This is a genomic window from Brevundimonas vesicularis (assembly GCF_027886425.1).
GTDB classification, from domain to species: domain Bacteria; phylum Pseudomonadota; class Alphaproteobacteria; order Caulobacterales; family Caulobacteraceae; genus Brevundimonas; species Brevundimonas vesicularis_C.
Genome location: NZ_CP115671.1, coordinates 2,036,370 through 2,057,343 on the forward strand (window position 1 = coordinate 2,036,370; position 20,974 = coordinate 2,057,343).

General features: G+C 66.6%; 19 protein-coding genes. 12 read left to right on the plus strand and 7 right to left on the minus strand.

The window, feature by feature from the left end; translation table 11 throughout:
* Positions 1–30 precede the first annotated feature (30 nt).
* From PFY01_RS10530 to PFY01_RS10545, 4 genes are read left to right on the plus strand one after another with little or no spacing between them, the layout of a single operon-like run.
* Positions 31–2,250 (plus strand): S9 family peptidase, encoded by a 2,220-nt coding sequence (locus tag PFY01_RS10530; RefSeq protein WP_271041245.1) that lies wholly within the window; start codon positions 31–33, stop codon positions 2,248–2,250.
* A gap of 5 nt (positions 2,251–2,255) precedes the next feature.
* Complete coding sequence (locus tag PFY01_RS10535; RefSeq protein ID WP_420197071.1) at positions 2,256–2,813, plus strand: GNAT family N-acetyltransferase; 558 nt, start codon at positions 2,256–2,258, stop codon at positions 2,811–2,813.
* A gap of 39 nt (positions 2,814–2,852) precedes the next feature.
* Entirely contained in the window at positions 2,853–3,191 is a 339-nt protein-coding gene (locus tag PFY01_RS10540; protein WP_271041247.1) for a hypothetical protein, read from the plus strand.
* A gap of 57 nt (positions 3,192–3,248) precedes the next feature.
* On the plus strand, positions 3,249–4,601 hold the full coding sequence (locus PFY01_RS10545) for a hypothetical protein (protein ID WP_271041248.1): 1,353 nt from the start codon (positions 3,249–3,251) through the stop codon (positions 4,599–4,601).
* 4 nt (positions 4,602–4,605) lie between these two features.
* On the opposite strand, the gene PFY01_RS10550 is transcribed toward PFY01_RS10545, so the two are convergent.
* From PFY01_RS10550 to tpiA, 4 genes are all read right to left on the minus strand, one after another.
* The gene (locus PFY01_RS10550) at positions 4,606–4,764 is read right to left on the minus strand and encodes a hypothetical protein (protein ID WP_271041249.1); all 159 of its coding nucleotides are present in this window, start codon (positions 4,762–4,764) and stop codon (positions 4,606–4,608) included.
* 98 nt (positions 4,765–4,862) lie between these two features.
* Positions 4,863–6,515 (minus strand): CTP synthase, encoded by a 1,653-nt coding sequence (locus PFY01_RS10555; protein ID WP_066551592.1) that lies wholly within the window; start codon positions 6,513–6,515, stop codon positions 4,863–4,865.
* Positions 6,516–6,637: 122 nt separating this feature from the next.
* Entirely contained in the window at positions 6,638–7,069 is a 432-nt protein-coding gene (secG, locus tag PFY01_RS10560) for a preprotein translocase subunit SecG (protein ID WP_017503940.1), read from the minus strand.
* Between the two features lie 64 nt (positions 7,070–7,133).
* On the minus strand, positions 7,134–7,886 hold the full coding sequence (gene tpiA / locus PFY01_RS10565; protein WP_271041250.1) for a triose-phosphate isomerase: 753 nt from the start codon (positions 7,884–7,886) through the stop codon (positions 7,134–7,136).
* A gap of 140 nt (positions 7,887–8,026) precedes the next feature.
* On the opposite strand from tpiA, the gene PFY01_RS10570 reads away from it, so the two are divergent.
* Both PFY01_RS10570 and trpE read left to right on the plus strand, forming a co-directional pair.
* A complete protein-coding gene (locus PFY01_RS10570; protein ID WP_271041251.1) occupies positions 8,027–9,934 on the plus strand; it encodes a peptidylprolyl isomerase in 1,908 nt (635 codons plus the stop codon).
* Complete coding sequence (gene trpE, locus PFY01_RS10575; RefSeq protein WP_271041252.1) at positions 9,931–11,448, plus strand: anthranilate synthase component I; 1,518 nt, start codon at positions 9,931–9,933, stop codon at positions 11,446–11,448. Before PFY01_RS10570 ends, trpE begins: the two co-directional genes overlap by 4 nt.
* Here trpE and PFY01_RS10580 read toward each other — a convergent pair.
* A complete protein-coding gene (locus PFY01_RS10580; protein ID WP_055809137.1) occupies positions 11,445–11,648 on the minus strand; it encodes a hypothetical protein in 204 nt (67 codons plus the stop codon). The genes trpE and PFY01_RS10580 overlap by 4 nt on opposite strands.
* Before the next feature lie 88 nt (positions 11,649–11,736).
* Here PFY01_RS10580 and PFY01_RS10585 point away from each other — a divergent pair, with 88 nt between their 5' ends.
* The 4 genes from PFY01_RS10585 to lexA all read left to right on the plus strand — a co-directional run bounded on the left by PFY01_RS10585 (position 11,737) and on the right by lexA (position 14,975).
* Positions 11,737–12,327, plus strand: coding sequence for an anthranilate synthase component II (locus PFY01_RS10585; protein WP_271041253.1), 591 nt, complete (start codon positions 11,737–11,739; stop codon positions 12,325–12,327).
* 2 nt (positions 12,328–12,329) lie between these two features.
* Entirely contained in the window at positions 12,330–13,367 is a 1,038-nt protein-coding gene (trpD, locus tag PFY01_RS10590; protein WP_271041254.1) for an anthranilate phosphoribosyltransferase, read from the plus strand.
* Entirely contained in the window at positions 13,364–14,158 is a 795-nt protein-coding gene (trpC, locus tag PFY01_RS10595) for an indole-3-glycerol phosphate synthase TrpC (protein WP_271041255.1), read from the plus strand. The genes trpD and trpC overlap by 4 nt, the downstream gene beginning before the upstream one ends.
* Positions 14,159–14,276: 118 nt before the next feature.
* Positions 14,277–14,975, plus strand: a complete 699-nt coding sequence (gene lexA, locus PFY01_RS10600; protein ID WP_039247444.1) for a transcriptional repressor LexA — start codon at positions 14,277–14,279, stop codon at positions 14,973–14,975.
* On the opposite strand, the gene PFY01_RS10605 is transcribed toward lexA, so the two are convergent.
* Positions 14,956–17,073 carry a ComEC/Rec2 family competence protein gene (locus tag PFY01_RS10605; protein WP_333780214.1) on the minus strand — a complete coding sequence of 706 codons (2,118 nt, stop codon included), beginning with the start codon at positions 17,071–17,073 and terminating at the stop codon, positions 14,956–14,958. The genes lexA and PFY01_RS10605 overlap by 20 nt on opposite strands.
* Positions 17,074–17,140: 67 nt before the next feature.
* On the opposite strand from PFY01_RS10605, the gene gltX reads away from it, so the two are divergent.
* A complete protein-coding gene (gltX, locus tag PFY01_RS10610; RefSeq protein WP_271041257.1) occupies positions 17,141–18,556 on the plus strand; it encodes a glutamate--tRNA ligase in 1,416 nt (471 codons plus the stop codon).
* Positions 18,557–18,622: 66 nt separating this feature from the next.
* Entirely contained in the window at positions 18,623–19,924 is a 1,302-nt protein-coding gene (gltA, locus tag PFY01_RS10615) for a citrate synthase (RefSeq protein WP_045811199.1), read from the plus strand.
* Positions 19,925–19,981: 57 nt separating this feature from the next.
* Here gltA and PFY01_RS10620 read toward each other — a convergent pair whose 3' ends face one another.
* Positions 19,982–20,974 (minus strand): FUSC family protein, encoded by a 993-nt coding sequence (locus tag PFY01_RS10620; RefSeq protein WP_271041258.1) that lies wholly within the window; start codon positions 20,972–20,974, stop codon positions 19,982–19,984.

Genomic DNA, 20,974 nt, shown 5'->3' on the forward strand with positions numbered 1-20,974 from the left:
TCCGCCCTTCAAACAAGCAGGGAGCGTCCGATGAATCGTCGGCAACTGATCATGTCCACGGCGGCGACCGCCCTCGCCGTTTCGGCTTCCCCCGCGCTCGCCCGTCAGTCCACCGGATCCCCCATGCCTCAACCGCCCGTCGCCAAGAAAATCCCCGTCGTCATCGAACAACTGGGCCGCACCCGGACCGACGACTATCAGTGGATGAAGGACGACAATTGGCAGGCGGTCCTGCGCGATCCGACCCTGATCAAGGCCGAGGTCAAGGAGCACCTGACCGCCGAGAACGCCTACCGCGAGGCCATGATGGCCTCCACCCTGCCCTTGCAAGAGACGATGTTCGCCGAGATGCGCGGCCGCATCAAGGAAGACGACAGCTCGGTTCCGGCGCCGGACGGCGGCTGGAACTACTACGTCGAATACCAGACAGGCGATCAGCACCCCCGCTACATGCGCGTCGAGCGTCAGGGCACGTGGATGGTCGATGGTCAGCCGGTGACGAAAAACTTTGTCATGGCCCCGACGCCCCAACTGCTGCTGGACGCCAACGAGCTAGCCAAAGGCAAGGCCTATTCGGAAGTGTCCGCCGCAAGCCACAGCCCGGATCACACGCTGTTCGCCTATGCCGAGGACGCCCAGGGTTCCGAGGTGCACAAGATCTACGTCAAGGATCTGGCGACCGGCGAGGTGCTGCCCGAGGTGATCGACAGCGCCACCGGCGACTTCGTCTTCTCGCCGGACAGCCAGTGGATCTTCTGGACCAATCGCGACGACAACGGCCGTCCGGACAAGATTTTCCGTCGCCCGGCGCGCGGCGGCGCGACCACCCTGGTCTATGAGGAAGCCGACGACGGCATGTTCATCGGCGTGGGCCGCACCGCCGACGACCAGTTCATCGTGATCGGCATTCAGAACCAGGAAACGTCGGAGGCGCGCTACATTCCCGCCGCCACGCCGACGGCCGAACCCGTCGTGCTGGAGCCGCGCGTGGTCGCGACCCGCTACGACGTCGATCACTGGGGCGACCGCTGGGTGATCCGCACCAATGCGGACGACGCCATCGATTTCAAGATCGTCCAGGCCCCGACCGCGACGCCGGCCAAGGCGAACTGGACCGATCTGGTGCCGCACACGCCGGGCCGCTTCGTCGAAGGCCTGGACCTGACCCACGCCCATCTGGCGCGTCAGGAACGCGCAGACGCCAACACCCGCATCATCATCCGCGACCGGGCCGGCGCCGAGCATGAGATCGCGGTGGACGAACCGGCCTTCGCCCTGTCGCTGGCCGGCGCCTCCGAATACGAGACGACGACCACACGCTACACCTACAACTCGCCGTCCACGCCGACGCAGACGTTCGACTACGACATGGCGTCGCGCGAGCGGACCCTGCGCAAGACGCAACAGATCCCGTCCGGTCACAATATCGAAGACTATGTGGTCGAGCGGCTGAACGCGCCTGCCTCGGACGGCCAGCTGGTGCCGGTCACGGTGCTGCGTCGCAAATCGACGCCGGTCGATGGTTCGGCGCCCCTGCTGCTCTACGGATACGGCTCCTACGGCATCCCCATGCCGGCCAGCTTCTCGACCAACCGGCTGTCGCTGGTGGATCGCGGCTGGATCTACGCCATCGCCCATATTCGCGGCGGATCGGACAAGGGCTGGGGCTGGTTCCTCGACGCCCGCAAGATGACCAAAAAAAACACCTTCACCGACTTCATCGCCTCCGCCGAACACCTGATCGACAAGAAATACGCCGCGGCCGGAAACATCGTGGCCCAGGGCGGATCGGCGGGCGGTCTGCTGATGGGCGCGGTCAACAATATGCGGCCCGACCTTTGGGCCGGGATCATCGGTCAGGTGCCGTTCGTGGACGTGATCAACACCATGTCGGACACCTCCCTGCCGCTGACGCCGCCCGAATGGCCCGAGTGGGGCAACCCGATCGAGGACCCGGCCGCCTACGACTATATGATGAGCTACAGTCCCTACGATCAGGTCGAGCCGAAAGCCTATCCGGCGGTCCTGGCGACGGGGGGCCTGTCCGATCCGCGCGTCACCTATTGGGAGCCGGAGAAGTGGGTCGCCAAGCTGCGACCCGCGACCACCTCGGGCAAGCCGGTGCTGCTGAAGATCAATATGGAGGCCGGTCACGGCGGCGCGGCTGGGCGGTTCGACTATCTGAAAGAAGTCGCCCACGATTACGCCTTCGCCGTCTGGGCCATCGACAAGGGCTGGGAGCACGCGTGAGCGCACTGACGGTTCGCGACGCCCGTCCCGACGACATCGCCGCGATCACGGCCATCTATGCCGAGAGCGTCGCCAATGGGCGCGGCACCTTCGAGCTGGAGGCGCCTGACGAGACCGAGATGGCGTCGCGTCTCGCCGCCGTCGCGGCCCTGGGCCTGCCGCGCCTTGTGATCGAGATCGACGGCGCGGTCGCGGGATACGCCTATGCCGGGCCGTTTCGCACGCGTCAGGCCTATCGCTATATGGTCGAGGACTCCATCTACGTCGCGCCCTGGGCCAGGGCGCGCGGCGTCGCCGGCGCCCTGCTCGATGCGCTGATCGTCCGCTGCGAAGCGATGGGTCTTCGTCAGATGGTCGCGGTCATCGGTGATGCGGCGAACGTCGGCTCAATCGCCCTGCACCGTACACGCGGCTTCACCGACGCCGGCGTGTTCAAGGCGGCCGGCTGGAAGCACGACGACTGGCGCGACGTGGTGTTCATGCAGCGGCCGCTGGGCGACGGCGGCGCCACAGCGCCCGACGCGCAGGGTCTGCCGCTTGTCGACAAGAAGCCGCCGCGCTGACGCATTGCGACGCCGTGACCCGACGCCTATCCTGACGCCGTGAAGATCGTTCAATCCCTGTTGCTGTTGTTCGGCGCCCTGTCGGTGCTGGCGCTCGGCGCGGTCGGCGCCTCGGCGTCGCCGGCGACCGCCGCGCCTTGCCATGAGACGGGCCATGAGACAGGCCAGTCTTCGCCGGACCAGATCCCGAACCATGCGCCCAAGGCCATGAAGGCTATGATCTGCTGCGTCGCCTGCGTTGCGGTACCGACGCTGGCCCCCGCGCCGGTTTCCGGTCCGACCCTGTCGCCGTCGCGCATCGCCGCGGTTCCGGCCGCCTTGCCAGTCGGGCAACTGCTGTCGCCCGAACCCGGACCGCCCCGCCTCCTGATCGTCTGACACACCTCGCGCCTCTCGCAGGGCGCACTCCGTCACGATCATCACAGGAGGCCTTGAATGGCTATCCGTACTCTCGTCGGCGCCTGCGCCGGCGCTTCCCTGCTCGCCCTGGCTCAGGCCGCGGCGGCGCAGGATCACGCGCACCACGCGTCGACCAAGCCCACTGCCGATCCGCACGCAGGTCACGACATGCCCATGTCATCGGCCGAGCCGATGACCGATCACGCCAGCATGGGTCACACGATGACCAGTCCCTACGGCCCCTGGCCCATCAACCGCGACGCCTCAGGCACCGGTTGGCAACCCGATGCGGGCGAGCACGGCGGCATCCACACCGTCCGTGGCGACTGGATGGTGATGACCCACGCCATGCTGAACCTGGTCTATGACACCCAGTCTGGGCCACGCGGCGGCGACAAGACCTTCGTCGCCGGCATGTTGATGACCTCGGCGCGCCGCGACTTCGACGACGGTTCGAAACTGAACCTGCGCGCTATGCTCAGCCCTGACCCGCTGATGGGCAAATCCGGCTATCCGCTGCTTCTCGCGGCGGGCGAGACAGCGGACGGGGTCAATCCTCTGGTCGATCGCCAGCATCCGCACGATCTGTTCATGGAGCTGTCGGCCAGCTATTCGAAGCGCCTGTCCGACAAGGACAGCGTCTATGGCTATATCGGCCTGCCTAGCGAGCCCGCCTTCGGTCCGCCCGCCTTCATGCACCGCATGAGCGCGATGGACAGTCCCGAGGCGCCGATCACCCACCATTGGCTGGACTCCACCCATATCGTCTTCGGCGTGACGACCCTGGGCTGGGCGCATGATCGCTTCAAGATCGAGACCTCGGCCTTCAAGGGACGCGAGCCGGACGAGGAACGCTGGGGCATCGATTCGCCACGGCTGGACAGTTGGTCGGTGCGGACCGCCTGGAATCCGAACGACGAATGGTCGCTGCAGGCGTCCTATGCCGATGTCTCCGCGCCGGAACAGCTGGAGCCCGACGAGGACGAGACGAAATGGTCGGCCAGCGTCATCCACACCCGCCGTCTGGGCGATGACGGCTGGTGGTCCTCGACCCTGGCTTGGGGCCGAAAGACCAACGATCACGGCGAATCGAAGGACGGCTGGTTGCTGGAAACGGCGGTCCATCCCAACGACCGCTGGACGGTCTTCGCCCGTGCCGAGCGGATCGAGACGGATGAACTGGTTCCCGGCGTCAGCGGCAGCCACGGCCCGCTCTACACGGTAGGCAAGGCCTCGGTCGGCGTGGTCCGCGACTGGCGGATCGCCGAACACGTCCGGTTCGGCCTCGGCGGTCTCTATGCCATGAATCGCGTGCCAACGGCGTTGGAGCCGCTGTACGGCGGCGATCCCGGCGGGGCTATGCTCTTCGTTCGGCTGAAGATCGACTAAGCGCTTAGGCCTGTCCGGCTTCGGCCGGGCGGGCCGGCGGCTGGTCCAGAAGCCGAAGCGCTTCATAGCCGACCAGGACCACGCCGAGCACGAGCATCAGCGCTCCGGCGATCAGCACCAGGCGCACGTGCCGGTGCAGGTGATAAAGCAACTCGCCGATCATCGACGGTCCCGCCGCATTCGGATCGTGCCAATTCGATCCGTTCCGGCCAGTTTACTGCAAAACGCGGACCTGATGGAGTCTGTGAGAACCGCGTTCCGTCAGACGAGGCGGCTCTGCACCACGGCTGCGCCGATGAAGCTGGCGAACAGCGGGTGCGGCGCGAACGGACGGCTCTTCAACTCGGGGTGATACTGAACGCCGATGAACCAGGGGTGGTCCGGGCGTTCAACCGTCTCGGGCAGGACGCCGTCAGGCGAGAGACCGGCGAAGACCAGCCCGCCCTTCTGCTCGATTGCCTCGCGATAGTTGATGTTGACCTCGTAGCGATGGCGGTGACGCTCGCTGATCGCGGTCGAGCCGTAGATCTCAGCGATCTTGGACCCGGCTGTCAGAGTCGAATCATAGGCGCCCAGCCGCATGGTGCCGCCTAGGTCGCCGCCCTGCTGACGCAGCACGCGTTGATTGCCTTGGGTCCATTCGGTCATCAGGCCGACGACCGGCTCGGCGGTCGGGCCGAACTCGGTGGACGAGGCCTTGGGATAGCCGGCCAGGTTCCGCGCCGCCTCGATCACCGCCATCTGCATGCCGAAGCAGATGCCGAAGTAAGGAATGTTGCGCTCACGGGCGAAGCGGGCCGCCTCGATCTTGCCTTCCGAGCCGCGCTCGCCGAAGCCGCCGGGCACCAGGACGGCGTGCGCACCCTGAAGACGCTCCTCGCAGGCTTCGGGATCGCCTTCGAAGGTGTCGGCCTCGACCCAGTCGATGTTGACCTTGACGTTGTTGGCCACGCCGCCGTGATGCAGCGCCTCGATCAGGGACTTATAGGCGTCCTTGAGGACGGTGTATTTGCCGACCACGGCGATGGTCACCTCGCCGTCGGGCTGCAGGCGGCGACGCGCGATCTCTTGCCAGCCGGTCAGATCCGGCTCGGGCGCGTCGTTTATGCCGAAGTGCGCCAGGACTTCGCGGTCCAGACCCTCGCGGTGATAGTCCAGCGGCACGGCGTAAATATCGGCGGAGTCCATCGCCTGGATGACGCCGCTTTCGCGCACGTTGCAGAACTGGCCGATCTTACGCTTTTCCTCGGCCGGGATCGGCTGCTCGCAGCGGCACAGCAGGATGTCCGGCTGAATGCCGATGGAGCGCAGTTCCTTGACCGAGTGCTGGGTCGGCTTGGTCTTCATCTCACCGGCCGTCTTGATGAACGGCAGCAGCGTCAGGTGAACGAAGCAGCTCTGGCCGCGCGGCAGGTCCTGGCCAAGCTGGCGGATCGCTTCGAAGAAAGGCAGCCCTTCAATGTCGCCGACCGTGCCGCCGATCTCGACCAGAACGAAATCGACGTCTTCGCCCGCGTCCGTCAGGGCAGGCGTCAGGCAGAAGGATTTGATCTGGTCGGTCACGTGCGGAATGACCTGGACGGTGGCGCCCAGATAGTCGCCGCGACGCTCTTTCTCCAGAATTGTCGAATAGATGCGGCCGGTCGTGATGTTGTCGGACTTGGCCGCCGACACGCCGGTGAACCGCTCGTAGTGGCCCAGGTCCAGGTCGGTCTCGGCGCCGTCGTCGGTCACGAAAACCTCGCCGTGCTGATACGGGCTCATCGTGCCCGGATCGACGTTCAGATAAGGGTCGAGCTTGCGCAGGCGGACCTTGTAGCCGCGCGCCTGCAAAAGAGCGCCGAGAGCGGCAGAGGCGAGGCCTTTTCCTAACGAGGAAACCACGCCGCCGGTGATGAACACATAGCGAGCCATGGGGGGACACCTTACTCCATGATTCGCGGCTCGGTCATGCCGCCGTCGAATCGAACTGTTGATCAAAAGAAGAAAGCGCGCCCTGCGGCGCGCTTTCGGAAACTCGGGTCTCTGTCGGAGCCCTATTGGGCGGGCTGTTGAGCCGGCGCCGGAGCGGTGGAGGCCGACGGCAGGCTGGCTTCCAGATCATCCAGCGAGGGCGTCGCCGGTTTGGCCGGCGCAGCGGGCTGCTGCTGGGCGGGTTGCTGCGTCTGGGTCTGCGGCGTCGTGGCCAACGAACCCACAGCGTCGGCGTCGATGCCGGACACCGAGGCGCGATCCATATTGCCGACGACCGTCAGAATGATGGTCAGGGCGAACAGCGCGGCCGCCAGCCACCAGGTGGTGACGGTCAGCAGATTGCCGGCGCCGCGCGCGGTCATGAAGCCCGACGGACCGCCGCCCATGCCCAGGGCGCCGCCCTCGGACTTCTGAAGCAGGACGATGCCCGTCAGCGCGATGGCGACGATGATGATGGCGACGAGCAGGATGGTCTGGAGCATGGCGTCATTCATGTGGGCGCGGATCTGCGCCGATCAAGCGGCGGCCTCTATCATCGAAGCGCGCCAGGGGCAAACGTCACGCGGCGGCGTTGACGATCGGCATGAAATCCTCGGCCTTCAAGGACGCGCCGCCGACCAGGGCGCCGCCGACTTCCGCCGTGGCCAGGATGTCGCGCGCATTCTCCGGTTTGACCGAACCGCCATACAGAATGGGCGCGGTGCGAGCGCCTTCTCCCAGCTTTGCGACGATGGCGGCGCGCACGGCGGCATGGACCTCAGCGATCTGATCCAGAGTGGGGGTCAGGCCCGTCCCGATGGCCCAAACGGGTTCATAGGCCACCGCGAAGTCGCGCTCGGCCAGGCTTGACGGCAGCGATCCCACGACCTGACCCGACACGACGGCGATAGCGTTGCCCGCCTCGCGCTGCTGCAAGGTTTCACCGACGCACACGATGGGCTCCAGCCCGGCGGCGACGGCGGCCTCGACCTTGGCGCCGACGTCCGCATCGGTCTCGCCGAAAGCGGAGCGGCGTTCGGAATGCCCGAGAATCACCACGGTCGCGCCGGCGTCGACCAGCATTTCGGCCGAGACAGAGCCGGTAAAGGCGCCGGCGGGTTTCTCATGGCAGTCCTGACCGCCCACGGCCACGCCGCTGCCCGCCAGGGCGGACTGCATACGCTCGATCAGCGTCGCCGGCGGGCACAGCACCACACGGCATCCTTGACCCGTCGTTCCGACGGCGTCCCTGATCGCCTCAGCCTGCGCCAAGGCGGCCGAGACGCCGTTCATCTTCCAATTGCCGACGATCATCTTCACGGATTGTTTCATGGCCGCCTGTCTAGAAGGCGAAAACCGCCAAGCCAAGAGGCGCCGCCGCAATCCGGACACGAAGCCATCCTTGCAGCGGCGGCCCCGCCCCGACTATACGCGACGATTGACGCCAATATCGGCCAGTCCCGGGTTTTCGAATGCTCACCGCCTTCCGCGCCTTCTCTCGATCCAAATGGGCGGCCGCCCTGCTTGTCCTGATCGCGATCAGCTTCGTGATCGTCGGCGCGCGGATGGACGTCTTCTCCAACCTTGGACCGAAACACGTCATCGACGCGGGCGACCGCTCGATGAACGAAGTCGAGTTCCGCACCGCCTTCGATCAGGTGCGTGAACGGTTGCAGCAGCAGGTCGGCCGTCCCCTGACGAACCAGGAGCTGGTTGCAGAAAACATCCACGTGCGCTTCCTGACCGAGCAGACGCAACAGCTGGGTTTCCTGAACTGGGCCTACAAGGCGGGCATCCGCCCGGGCAAGGAACTGATTGTCAAGCAAATCCGCCAGATTCCGGCCTTCTTCAACTCGGTCACCGGACAGTTCGACCAGCAGGCCTATGAGGCTGCGCTTGCGCAGCAGAACCTGACCCCCGCCATGCTGGAGCAGGACCTGCGCGACCAATACGCCACGGAGCATTTCGGCGCCGCCGTCTTCGCCGGCGCCCGCGTGCCGCGCATCTATGGCGCGCTGCTGGCCGGTTCCGCCTTCGAAAGCCGCGACGGTCGTTGGTTCGAGGTTACCCCCGCGATGGCCGGTCAGATTCCCGCCCCGACCGACGCCCAGTTAAACGCCTTCATCCAGGAGAACGCCGACCGCCTGCGCGCGCCCGAGTTCCGCATGGTGTCGGTGGTTCTGTTCACGCCTGAGGCTTCAGCCAATGCGCCGATCTCGGAAGACCGCATCCGCGAGCGCTTCGAGTTCAAGAAGGACACGCTGAGCAAGCCTGAGACGCGCTCGTTCGTCACCCTGACCGCGCCAAACCGCGAGACGGCCCAGAAGATCGCCGCCGCCCTGCGCGCGGGCCAATCGCCCGCCGACGTCGGCCGCGCCAACAACATCACGCCGGCCGCCTTCAACGAAACGCCCCGCTCGGCCATCGGCGACGCCGCAACCGCAGCCGCCGTCTTCGGCCTGCAAGCCAATCAGGTGTCCAACCCGGTCCAGGCCGGTGTCGGCTTCGCCGTCGCCAAGGTCACGGCCGTCCAACCCGCCGCGCCCGCGACGCTGGACAGCGCTCGCGAGGAACTGATCCAGGAACTGCGCGCCGAGGATGTGAAGACCCAGACCTACGCCAAGGTCGAGAAGTACGAAGCCGCCCGTACGGCGGGCAAGAACTTGGCTGACGCCGCGCGTGAGGCCGGCGGTCGCGTCGTCGATCTGCCGCCCTTCACCAAGGACGGCAAGCTGCCGAACGGTCAGGCGCTGAACGCCCCGCCACAAATCTTCGAGACGACCTGGAGCCTGACCAAGGGCGGCGAAAGCGACGTCATCGACGCCGGTCAGGGCCAGTATTTCGCCGTGCGCGTCAACGACATCCGCCCGTCGGCCCTGCCGACCCTGGCAGAGGTTCGCGAGCCGCTGGCGGCCCAATGGATCCAGCGGGAGACAATGCGTCGCCTGTCGGCCAAGGCTGAAGAGCTGACGACCCGCGTGCGCAATGGCGAAGACATCGCCGCGGTCGCCCGCTCGGTCAATGCGCCGCTGACCGTGCGCACCGGCGTCATCCGCAATCAGCAGACCCAGGAAGCCCTGGGTCAAGGCGTGCTTCAAGGTCTGTTCGGCCAATCCAAGGGCCAGGCCTTCTCGCAGCCGGCGTCGCAAACCGCCTATGTGGTCGGCCGCGTCGACAACGTCCGCGCCGCCAATCCGGCCGTAGCCGGTCCGCTGGCTGAGCAGGTCCGCCCGCGCCTGACCCAGGAGTTGGTGCAGGCGATGGTCGAATCGTCGGTCTCGGCGGGCGCTCAGCGCTCCAAGGCCAAGAACGACCCGGCCCAGGCGCTGTCGGCCCTGGGTCTGTCGGGTGGCGCAACGCCCGCCGCACCGGCGCAATGACCGACGACGCTTCGCGCGACATCACGCTCGACGCCTTCGCGGCCGGCCTTTCGGCTGGTCGGCCGCAGGTCCTGGTTCGCCGGATTATCGACGACCTGGAAACCCCGGTCTCGGCCTATCTAAAGCTGGGGCGCGATCGGCCGTACGCCTGTCTGCTGGAATCGGTCGAGGGCGGTGCCGTCAAGGGACGCTATTCCATCCTGACGCTGGATCCCGATGTGGTCTGGCGTTGTCGATCCAACGCGGCGGAACTGTCGCGCGGCTCAGCCATAGGCGAAGGTCGGTTCATGGCCGAACCCCTGCCGGCGCTGCAATCCCTGCGCGCACTGATCGCGGCGTCGAAGTTCGATCTGCCGGAGGGATTGCCGCCTATGGCCGCCGGCCTGTTCGGCGTCTTCGGCTATGACATGGTGCGACTGCTGGAGCCGCTGGGCGCGCCAAACCCTGATCCGCTCAATCTGCCCGACGCCGTGCTGACACGGCCGTCGCTGGTGGCCATCTTCGATTCGGTTCGCCATGAGATCGTTCTGGTATCGGCCGCCTATCCCGACGCCGGCATCTCCCCGCAAGAGGCGTTCGACACCGCGACGGCGCGGCTGGATGCGTTCGAGACGGCCTTGCGCGAACCCCTGCCCGTTCGCGCCGCTCCGCAGCAAACGCCGCCTCCCGTCTTCACCTCGCCGGTGGACCAGCCGGCCTTCGGCGAGATGGTCGCCAGGGCCAAGGACTACATCGGCGCCGGCGACATCTTCCAAGTCGTGCTCAGCCATCGGTTCTCAGCTCCGTGGACGGACGATCCCTTCGCCTTCTATCGCTCGCTGCGTCGCCAGAACCCCTCGCCCTATCTGTTCTATCTGAACTTCGAAGGCTTCCAGCTCGCCGGCTCCAGCCCCGAGATCCTGGTTCGGCTGAAGGACGGCGAGGTCACGATCCGGCCGCTGGCCGGCACCCGCATGCGCGGCGCGACGCCAGAGGCGGACAAGGCGCTGGAAGTCGAACTGCTGGCTGATCCCAAGGAGCTGGCCGAGCATCTGATGCTGCTGGACCTCGGCCGCAACGATGTGGGCCGCGTCGCGGCGCCCGGCACGGTCGAAGTCACCGAGAGCTTTGTCGTCGAGCGCTACAGCCAGGTCATGCACATCGTCTCCAACGTGCGCGGCAAGGCCGATCCCAGGCTGGATGCGGTGGACACGCTGCTGGCCGCTCTGCCCGCCGGGACCCTGTCGGGTGCGCCCAAGGTGCGCGCGATGGAGATCATCGACGAACTGGAAAGCGAAAAGCGCGGCGTCGGTTACGGCGGCGGCGTCGGCTATATTTCAGCCGGCGGCGAGGCGGACATCTGCATCACCCTGCGCACCGCCCTGTTCGCTGACGATCGGATCTTCGTTCAGGCCGGGGCGGGCGTCGTCGCCGACAGCGATCCTGCGGCCGAATATGCCGAGACCCAGCACAAGGCGCGGGCGCCGATGCGGGCGGCGGAAGACGCCTGGCGCTTTCGCACCGGCAATCGCTAGCGCGAAATCGTCATTGCCGGGTCGTTGAACTGCACGCCCGGCCCGATGATGACGACGCCTGCCATCAGAACCGCTGCGGTGGCCGCGAGCGCGGCTGCGCCAAGCGCGGCGACGGGGTTGGGCCGGGTTTCGACCACGACCAGCTTCGCCTTTGCGGCGGCGATCTTGGCGGCGATGTCTTTTTCAGCGGCGAGTTTCACCGGCCCAGTCCTAGTCCCGTCGAGTTAAAATGCGCTTTAAGGCCGCGCCCGCTTGGCGCGGACGCGCGTCACGCCTAGAAGCCAAGCCATGATCCTCGTCGTCGATAACTACGACAGCTTCACCTACAATCTCGTCCACTACCTCGCGGAGTTGGGCGCGCCGACGCATGTGGTGCGCAACGACGACCTGACGGTGGACGAGGCGTGGGCGCTGAACCCCGCCGCCGTTCTGCTGTCGCCCGGCCCTTGCGCGCCCGATCAGGCGGGCATCTGTTTGCCGTTGATCACGACCGCGCCAGCGTCGATGCCGATCCTGGGCGTGTGCCTGGGTCATCAGGCCATCGGCCAGGCCTTCGGCGGCGACGTCATCCGCGCCAAGACCCTGATGCACGGCAAGACCTCGCCGATCCTGCATGAGGGCCAGAGCGTCTTCGCAGGCCTGCCCTCGCCCTTCACCGCCACACGCTATCACTCGCTGGCGGTAAAGCGCGAAACCCTGCCCGATTGCCTGGAAGTCACCGCCTGGACCGCCGACGGCGAGATCATGGGTTTGCAGCATCGCACCCGCCCGATCCACGGCGTGCAGTTCCACCCCGAATCCATCGCCACCGAACACGGTCACGACATGCTGGCCAACTTCCTCGAGATCGCCGGCGTAAAGCGCCTCGCGGCCGCCTGACCGTGGGCGACGGATTCAAGCCGATCCTCGCCCGACTGGTCGAGGGCCATCCCCTGACGTCCCAGCAGGCGCACGACTTTTTCGCCGCCTGCCTGCGCGGCGAGCCGACCCCGTCGCAGGTCGCCGCCGCCGTCACCGCCATGCGGATGCGCGGCGAGACCGTGGACGAGATCGCCGCCTTCGCGGGCGCCATGCGCGAGGCCGCCCTGACGCTGGATCATCCCTATGAGGTGATCGACACCTGCGGCACCGGGGGCGACGGTCAGCACACCTATAATATCTCGACCGCCGCGGCCCTGGTTCTAGCCGGCGCGGGTCTGAAGGTCGCCAAGCACGGCAACCGCGCAATGTCATCGAAATCAGGATCTTCCGACGTTCTGTCGATTTTGGGCGTAAACCTGATGGCGTCGCAGGCGCAGCAGAAGAAGGCGCTGGACGAGGCCGGTATCTGCTTCCTGTTCGCGCCCGCCTATCATGGGGCGATGCGTCACGTCGGGCCGGTGCGTGCCGAGATCGGTTTTCGCACCGTCTTCAACCTGTTGGGACCGCTTTCGAACCCGGCGTCTGCAAGACGACAGGTCATGGGCGTCTATGATCCGCGCCTGCTGGAGCCGCTGGCCGAGGTGCTGGGCCGGCTTGGCGCCACCCGGGCCTGGACCGTTCACGGCCAAGGCCTGGACGAACTGGCGACTTCCGGCCCCACGGACGTCGCCGAATGGAAGGATGGCGCGGTTCGTCGCTTCCAGGTCACGCCCGAGGACGCCGGCTTGCCGCGCGCCTCTATTGCAGACATTCGCGGCGGCGACGCCGAGGAGAATGCCGTCGCCCTGCGCGCGCTTCTGGCTGGCGCGGCCGGACCCTACCGCGACATCGTGCTGCTGAACGCCGCCGCCGCCCTCGTGGTGTCCGATCGCGCGGCCGATCTGGCCGAGGGCGCCGCGCTCGCGGCTGGCGCCATCGACGACGGTCGAGCCGCCGAGGCGCTGGATCGTCTGGCCCGCATCACCTCCACGCCGCTGGAAAGCGAAGAGCCCGCATGACCGACGTTCTGGACCGCATCGCCGCCTACAAGCGCGAGGACGTCGCCGCCCGCAAAGCGGCGACCTCACAGGACACGATTGAAGCCCTGGCCCGCGCCGCATCGGTCCCGCGCGGCTTTCGCGCTGCGTTGGAGCGGGTCGGAGAGGAAACCGGTCGTCCCGCCCTGATCGCCGAGATCAAGAAGGCCAGCCCGTCCAAGGGCCTGATCCGGCCCGATTTCGATCCGCCGGCCCTGGCCCGCGCCTATGAGGCCGGTGGCGCGGCCTGTCTGTCGGTCCTGACCGATGGCCCCAGCTTCCAAGGCGACGACGCCTATCTGGGGCAGGCCCGCGAGGCCGTCGCCCTGCCCTGCCTGCGCAAGGATTTCCTGGTCGATCCCTGGCAGGTCGCCGAAAGCCGCGCCTTGGGCGCCGACTGCATCCTGATCATCTTGGCAATGGTCGATGACCGGTTGGCCGCCGAGCTGCTATCGGAAGCCGAACGGTTCGGCATGGATGCGCTGATAGAGACCCACGACGAGGAAGAAATGGCGCGCGCCTGTGCGCTCGGCGGCGATCTGGTGGGGGTCAATAATCGTTCGCTGCGCACGTTTGAGGTCGATCTGGAAACCACGGAGCGGCTGTCCATGCTCAGCCCGGTGCGCGCTCTGCTGGTCGCCGAGAGCGGCATCTTTACGCCCGACGACGTGGCGCGCGTCTCGGCTGCCCATGCCCAGGCGATCCTGGTCGGCGAGAGCCTGATGCGCCAGGCCGATGTTGAGGCGGCGACCCGTCAGTTGCTGTTCATCTGAGCCGAGATGCGGCGGCAAGCCTCGCCGTTAAGTTGACATTAGCAAGGAACACTTACAGAACATCGACAAATGTTCACGGCCCGTTCCGATTCGTCGGCGGGCGCATGAGGGCCTGGCGATGCTCACGCGCAAACAGCATGAACTGCTGATGTTCATCCATGAACGCATCCAGGAGACCGGCGTCTCCCCTTCGTTCGACGAGATGAAGGAGGCGCTCGATCTGGCTTCCAAGTCCGGCATTCACCGACTCATTACGGCGCTGGAGGAACGCGGCTTCATCCGCCGTCTCGCTCACCGCGCTCGCGCTTTGGAAGTCACGAAACTGCCCGAACAGGCGACGGCCGGCGCGCCGCGCGGTCGCGCCGGGTTCAAGCCCGACGTCATCGAGGGCGGCGGGGGTGTCCGACCTGCGGCCCCGATGGCGGCCAACGACACCCGCGAGTTGCCGCTGATGGGCAAGATCGCCGCCGGCACACCGATTGATGCGATCGAGCATGAAACGGCCCGGTATCCGGTTCCGGAGTCCATGCTGGGCTCGGGCGAGCACTACCTGCTGGAGATCGAAGGTGACTCCATGATCGAGGCAGGCATCCTGAACGGCGACATGGTGGTGATCAAATCGACCGACAACGCTGCCTCCGGCGAGATCGTGGTGGCTCTGGTCGAGGGCGAGCAGGCGACGCTGAAACGCCTTCGCAAGAAAGGCGCCTCGATCGCGCTTGAACCCGCCAACCGCAACTACGAGACCAAGATCTATGGCTCGGATCAGGTCGCGGTCCAAGGCAAGCTGGTCGGCCTTATGCGCCGCTATCACTGACCTCCGGATCGGGCTGACGCGCCCAGGGGCGGTCGCCACGAACGTCGGCCGTCCACACCGCTCGCCATCGATTCGGCTCGCCCGAACGGACGCGCCACAACTCCACCGCCCCACCCCGCGAGAAGTCTATGCCGTCCAAGACAAGGCGATCCTGACAGGCGCTTGGGATCGACGAGACGACGGCGCGGACGCTGACGACGGGCGCTGCGCGGCATAACGTCTCCATCTGATCTGAGCTTGGCGACTTTCGCCCCCACCAGATCGCCACGGGACCCGCCTCATTGGTGTCCGGTCGACAGGAGAAGCGGTCGCAGACCCAGCCCGTCTCCGACCGATCCATCATGGTCAGCCCTCGTCGCCGCGACCAGAGATCGACTGCAAACTCGCGCACGCCAGGCCGGACCACGACGGCCGCCTGATCACGGTGAAAGGCGGCGTTCGTCCCGCCATCGCCAATCCAGAGGTCTGGCGTCGGCGCACGTGGCCAGATCAGGACGGCGGCTGCGAAGGGCAGTCCCAACCATCGCAGCCGGCCCTGCCACAGACAGACGAACAATACGCCCAGAAAGGCGACCGGCAGGACATAGTTGGGCGCGCTGGCGACCGTTTTGACTGCGCCGGGCAATCCCGCCGTCCAGGCGCCGATCGCCAACATCAGGTCCACGCCCCATCCCGCGACCGTCAGGAACGGTCCCCCCAGCCCCAAGGGTTCCAGCGCTGCGCCCAAGGCCAGCGCGGGCATCAGGATGAAGTCCGCCACGGGCGACGTGCCGAGATTGGCGAGCAGTCCGTACATGGCGGTGCGGTTGAAATGCTGCATGGCGAACGGGCCCGTCGCCAATCCTGCGACGACGCTGGCCGCGACAGCCGCCGTCAACCAACCGCCCAGCCGCTGCATGGCCAGGATCGGCCAGGGCGCGGATATTTCGCGCGGGCGCTTCGGCCAGGCCTCGACCAGGGCGACCAAAGCCGCCGTCGCCGCGAACGACATCTGGAAGCCCGGCGTGACGATGGCTTCAGGCTGGATCGCCAGAACGATGAAGGCCGCCACAGCTAGGCCATGCATCGTCACCGCCTGTCGATCCAGCAGGATGGCGAGAAAGGCGATGGAGGCGGTGATCGCCGCCCGCTCGGCCGGCGGCGGCGCGCCCGACACCACCAGATAGACCCCGACCGCCGTGAGGCCCGCCAATGCTGCGACCTTCTTGCCGTGAACCCGCAGAGCCAACCAAGGCCAGGCCGCCACGCCCAGCCGCACGGCGAAGAAGACGAAACCGCCGACGATGGCCATATGCAGCCCTGACACCGACAGGATGTGCGCCAGGCCGGAATCGCGCATCACATCCATGTCCTCCTGACTGATCCAGGTTTCGTGACTGGTCGTCATGGCGGCGGCGATCCCGCCGGTCCGTTCGCCGAGTCTTGCCACGATCCGCTCGGCCAGTGCGAAACGGGCGCCGTTGACCGCCATTTCAAGTCGAAGTCGCCACGGCGGCGGGGCAAGCTCGGCCCCACGCGTTTCACCCAAGGCGAACGCCACGCCGCCCATACCTTGGAAGAAGGCGTTGCGGCCGAAGTCGTAGGCGCCGGGGCTGGCCGGCGCAGGCGGCGGATTCAGAATGCCAAACAAGCGGATCGCTTCGCCGGGCCGCGGCGGCTCGCCCCGCACCGTCGCCCGCAAGCGCACCGGCGTCTTTTCGGGCGCCAGTCCGCGAATCCAGACCGGCGCGATCACGACCCGCGCGCCTCGCTGCCCCGGGCTGTCGACATCGACGACCCAGGCTTCGATCAAGGTCGGTTCGCTGAGGGCGGGCGCGATCGGCGCGGCGACGGCTTCGGTGCGCACCTTGGCCGCCGCCAGCCCACCTGACGCGCAGGCCACCATCAACAGCAGCCAGGTCAGACGCCGCGACCCGCCGCGCCGGCGCGCCATCACCCAAAGCCCAAAGGCCAAGGCGGCGCCCAACAACAGGGGCCACAAGACTGGCTCGGCTCGCAGGGCGAAATAGACGCCTCCGCCCGCTCCGAATGCGACCGGCGCCCATAGCCGCCATCTCAGGGTCTGGGCGGCGACCTCGGCGTGCAGCCAGGCGCGCAATCGCGCAGCGGGGGTAGGTTTTGCCGCATCGGGGCGTATAAGGGCCTCGCTTACGGACCCCTCCCCCATGACCTCACCTTCCTCGACTGTCGTCACCCGCTTCGCCCCCTCGCCGACAGGCTATCTGCATATCGGCGGGGCGAGAACCGCTTTGTTCAACTGGCTGTACGCCAAGAGACACGCTGGACGTTTCCTGATCCGGGTCGAGGACACCGACCGTGAACGCTCGACGGATGAGGCGGTGAAGGCCATTTTCGACGGCCTGAGCTGGCTGGAGCTGTTCGCCGACGACGAGCCGGTGTTCCAGTTCAGCCGGGCCGACCGCCACCGCGAGGTGGTCGATCAACTGCTCGAAACCGGCCACGCCTACCGCGACTTCACCTCGGCCGAGGAGACCGGTCGTCTGCGCGATGAGGCCAAGGCCGAAAAGCGCACTTTCGAATCGCCCTGGCGCGACCGCGAGCCGACCGTAGATGATCTGGCCTCGCCGCACGTCGTGCGTTTCCGTCGGCCAAAGGCGACGACGGTCACGGTGGCCGATGAGGTCCAGGGCGACGTGAACTGGTCGACCGACGACCTGGACGATCTGGTTCTGCTGCGTTCGGACGGCGCGCCGACCTATAATCTCGCCGTCGTTGTGGACGACCACGACATGGGCGTGACCCACGTCATTCGCGGCGACGACCATCTGAACAACGCCGCGCGCCAGAGCCTGATCTACGATGCGTTGGGCTGGACGCGTCCGACCTTCGCCCACATCCCCCTGATCCACGGACCGGACGGCGCCAAGCTGTCGAAGCGTCACGGCGCCCAGGCGGTGCATGAATACGCCGAGCTGGGCTACTTGCCCGAGGCCATGCGCAACTATCTGGCTCGCCTGGGGTGGGCGCACGGCGACGACGAACTGTTCAGCGACGCTCAGGCCATCGAATGGTTCGATCTCGCCGGCATCGGCAAGGCGCCCGCCCGCTTGGACTTCGACAAGCTGGCCCACGTCAATTCGCACTGGCTGCGCCTCGCCGACGACGAACGTCTCGCCAAGCTGACGCTGGATGCGCATCTGCAGAAGGGTCACGCCCTGGCGGAGGCGGATGAAGCCCGCCTCCAGCGCGCCATGCCTTTCGTCAAGGACCGGGCCAAGACGATCCTCGATCTGGCCGACCAAACCGCCTTCGTTCTGAAATCCCGTCCGCTGATCCTGGACGACAAGGCGAAGGCGCTGCTGTCCTGTGAGACGCTGGATCGCCTCGCCCGCCTGCATGAGCGGCTGTCCCTGTTCCAATCCTGGGACGTCTTCGCGCTGGAAGCCGAGCTCAAGACCTTTGCGGAATCCGAGGGCGTCGGGTTCGGAAAGATCGGCCCGCCAATGCGCTCAGCGCTTACCGCAGGGTCAACATCACCTGATATTGCACGAACTTTGTCGGCTCTTGGGCGCGACGAAAGTCTCGGGCGCTTGGATGATGCGCTGCAACAGACTAAGTGATCACCCACAAACCAAAAAGCGGCCGACGCCTCCCCGCGCCTGGACGTGTGATGCAAAGGGGCATTCATGACTGAACAAGCCAAACCCGCCGGCTCGGCGACCCTGTCCTTCGAGGACAAGACGATCGAGTTGCCGGTCCTTTCGGGCTCCACCGGTCCGGACGTCATCGACATCCGCAAACTCTATGCGGGAACGGGCGCCTTCACCTTCGATCCCGGCTTTACCTCGACGGCGGCCTGTGAATCGGCGCTGACCTATATCGACGGCGACGCTGGCGTGCTGCTGCACCGCGGCTATCCGATCGACCAGCTGGCGTCGAAGTCGAACTTCGTCGAGGTCTGCCACCTGCTGCTACACGGCGAACTGCCGACCGCCGCCCAGTACGAGAAGTTCGAAAACAGCATCACCACCCACACGATGCTGCACAGCCAGTTCGATCGCTTCTTCGAAGGCTTCCGCCGCGACGCCCACCCGATGGCCATCATGGTCGGCACCGTCGGCGCCCTGTCGGCCTTCTATCACGACAGCCTGGACATCCACGATCCGATCCAGCGCGACATCTCAGCCATCCGCCTGATCGCCAAGATGCCCACGATCGCGGCCCGCGCCTATAAATACCACATCGGCCAGCCGTTCGTTTCGCCGCGCAACGACCTGTCCTACGCCGAAAACTTCCTGCGCATGTGCTTCGCCGTTCCGGCCGAGGACTATCATGTCGATCCGGCCCTGGTTCGCGCCATGGACCGCATCTTCACCCTGCACGCCGACCACGAACAGAACGCCTCGACCTCGACCGTGCGTCTGGCCGGTTCGTCGGGCGCCAATCCGTTCGCCTGTATCGCCGCCGGCATCGCCTGCCTGTGGGGCCCGTCGCACGGCGGCGCCAACGAAGAAGCGCTGACGATGCTGAAGGAAATCGGCACCCCGGACAAGATCCCGGAGTTCATCCAGGGCGTGAAGGACCGCAAGTACAAGCTGATGGGCTTTGGCCACCGCGTGTACAAGAACTACGATCCGCGCGCCAAGGTCATGCAGCAGTCGGCCTATGAAGTGCTGGCCGCCACGGGCCGCGAAAACGATCCGCTGTTCCTGGTCGCCAAGGAGCTGGAGAAGGTCGCCCTGTCGGACGAATACTTCACCTCGCGCAAGCTGTTCCCGAACGTCGACTTCTATTCGGGCATCACCCTGTCGGCGATGGGGTTCCCGACCACCATGTTCACCGTTCTGTTCGCCTTGGCCCGCACCGTGGGCTGGATCTCGCAGTGGCAGGAAATGATGGCCGATCCGTCGCAGAAGATCGGTCGCCCGCGTCAGCTCTACACGGGCCCGACCCAGCGCGATTATGTGCCGATCGAACAGCGCGGCTGATACGTAGGCTAAAAATACAAAACGCCGGGCAGACATCCCCGGCGTTTTTCTTTGTCGTCAGACCAGCTTCAGATCCGCGAACCGTGCAGCCAGGTCGTCCAGATCGCGGTGCATATGCGCCACGCCGATCGCAGCAGCGCCTAAAGCCACATCGTCGCCCTCGACGGCCATGGACAAGGCCAGGCTTTGGTCGATCGCGCCCATGGGCTGGGCGGCCTTGCCCTGAGACAGAGCCTTGAGTTGCTCCACCGCCCGCTCCGCGTCCTGCGACCAGGGATCCAGCCGGGCGCCAGCGCCCTCAGCCTGGAAACCGCGCCCCAGGATGACGATGTCGCTGCGCACGCGCCAGAAGGCGCGCACGAGCGCGGCTCGATCCGCCGTCTCACGTTGCGGGCCGGGCAGATCGATGACGTTCTTGGCGGCCTGACCCAACGCATCCAGCCGCCGCTTCAGATCGGCATGACGGCGCGAGATTTCGGAGGCATCCTCCGGAACGGCCTTTGAGACCAAGGCCAACAGCCTCGCCGCTTCGCCCGCCGCCTCGCGCGCCTGAAGCTTGAAGGACTGCCTGGCATGGCGCGGAAACAGGGCCAGGATCGCCAGAACCCCGACGCCGCTGCCGACCAGGATTTCCATCACCCGATCCATCGCCAGGGACGCCGGCCCTTCTGCACCCGTCCCACCGGCGATGACGATGGTCGCCGTCACGGGCGCGACCTTCAGCCATGGCCGCCCGGTTGCAAAGAAGGCCAGCAGCCCTGCGGAGACGGCGATGCTCAGGGCCATGCTCTCCAGGCCGGGCGGACGAAGGAAGGCGAAAACCGCCCCCGCCAGCGCTCCGGTCGCCGTACCGATGGCTCGGTCGCGCGCGACGGTCAGGACGCCGCCGCCGACGCTCGCCTGGATGACGACGATGGCGGAAATCACGCTCCAGTATGGGTGCGGCAGGTTCAGCCAGGTCGCGAGATAGAGCGCAGCCATCGCGCCGACCGCCATCTGAAGCGCGGCGCGGACCTCGGCCGCACGTCGCGGACTGAGCGCCCGCGCCAT

Excerpts from the sequence above, each read along its gene's own strand:
- PFY01_RS10530 (WP_271041245.1), top strand. The coding sequence starts at position 31 with ATGAATCGTCGGCAACTGATCATGTCCACGGCGGCGACCGCCCTCGCC.
- PFY01_RS10545 (WP_271041248.1), top strand. The coding sequence starts at position 3,249 with ATGGCTATCCGTACTCTCGTCGGCGCCTGCGCCGGCGCTTCCCTGCTC.
- PFY01_RS10550 (WP_271041249.1), bottom strand. The coding sequence starts at position 4,764 with ATGATCGGCGAGTTGCTTTATCACCTGCACCGGCACGTGCGCCTGGTG.
- PFY01_RS10555 (WP_066551592.1), bottom strand. The coding sequence starts at position 6,515 with ATGGCTCGCTATGTGTTCATCACCGGCGGCGTGGTTTCCTCGTTAGGA.
- secG (WP_017503940.1), bottom strand. The coding sequence starts at position 7,069 with ATGAATGACGCCATGCTCCAGACCATCCTGCTCGTCGCCATCATCATC.
- tpiA (WP_271041250.1), bottom strand. The coding sequence starts at position 7,886 with ATGAAACAATCCGTGAAGATGATCGTCGGCAATTGGAAGATGAACGGC.
- PFY01_RS10570 (WP_271041251.1), top strand. The coding sequence starts at position 8,027 with ATGCTCACCGCCTTCCGCGCCTTCTCTCGATCCAAATGGGCGGCCGCC.
- trpE (WP_271041252.1), top strand. The coding sequence starts at position 9,931 with ATGACCGACGACGCTTCGCGCGACATCACGCTCGACGCCTTCGCGGCC.
- PFY01_RS10585 (WP_271041253.1), top strand. The coding sequence starts at position 11,737 with ATGATCCTCGTCGTCGATAACTACGACAGCTTCACCTACAATCTCGTC.
- trpC (WP_271041255.1), top strand. The coding sequence starts at position 13,364 with ATGACCGACGTTCTGGACCGCATCGCCGCCTACAAGCGCGAGGACGTC.
- lexA (WP_039247444.1), top strand. The coding sequence starts at position 14,277 with ATGCTCACGCGCAAACAGCATGAACTGCTGATGTTCATCCATGAACGC.
- gltX (WP_271041257.1), top strand. The coding sequence starts at position 17,141 with ATGACCTCACCTTCCTCGACTGTCGTCACCCGCTTCGCCCCCTCGCCG.
- gltA (WP_045811199.1), top strand. The coding sequence starts at position 18,623 with ATGACTGAACAAGCCAAACCCGCCGGCTCGGCGACCCTGTCCTTCGAG.
- PFY01_RS10620 (WP_271041258.1), bottom strand. The coding sequence starts at position 20,974 with ATGGCGCGGGCGCTCAGTCCGCGACGTGCGGCCGAGGTCCGCGCCGCG.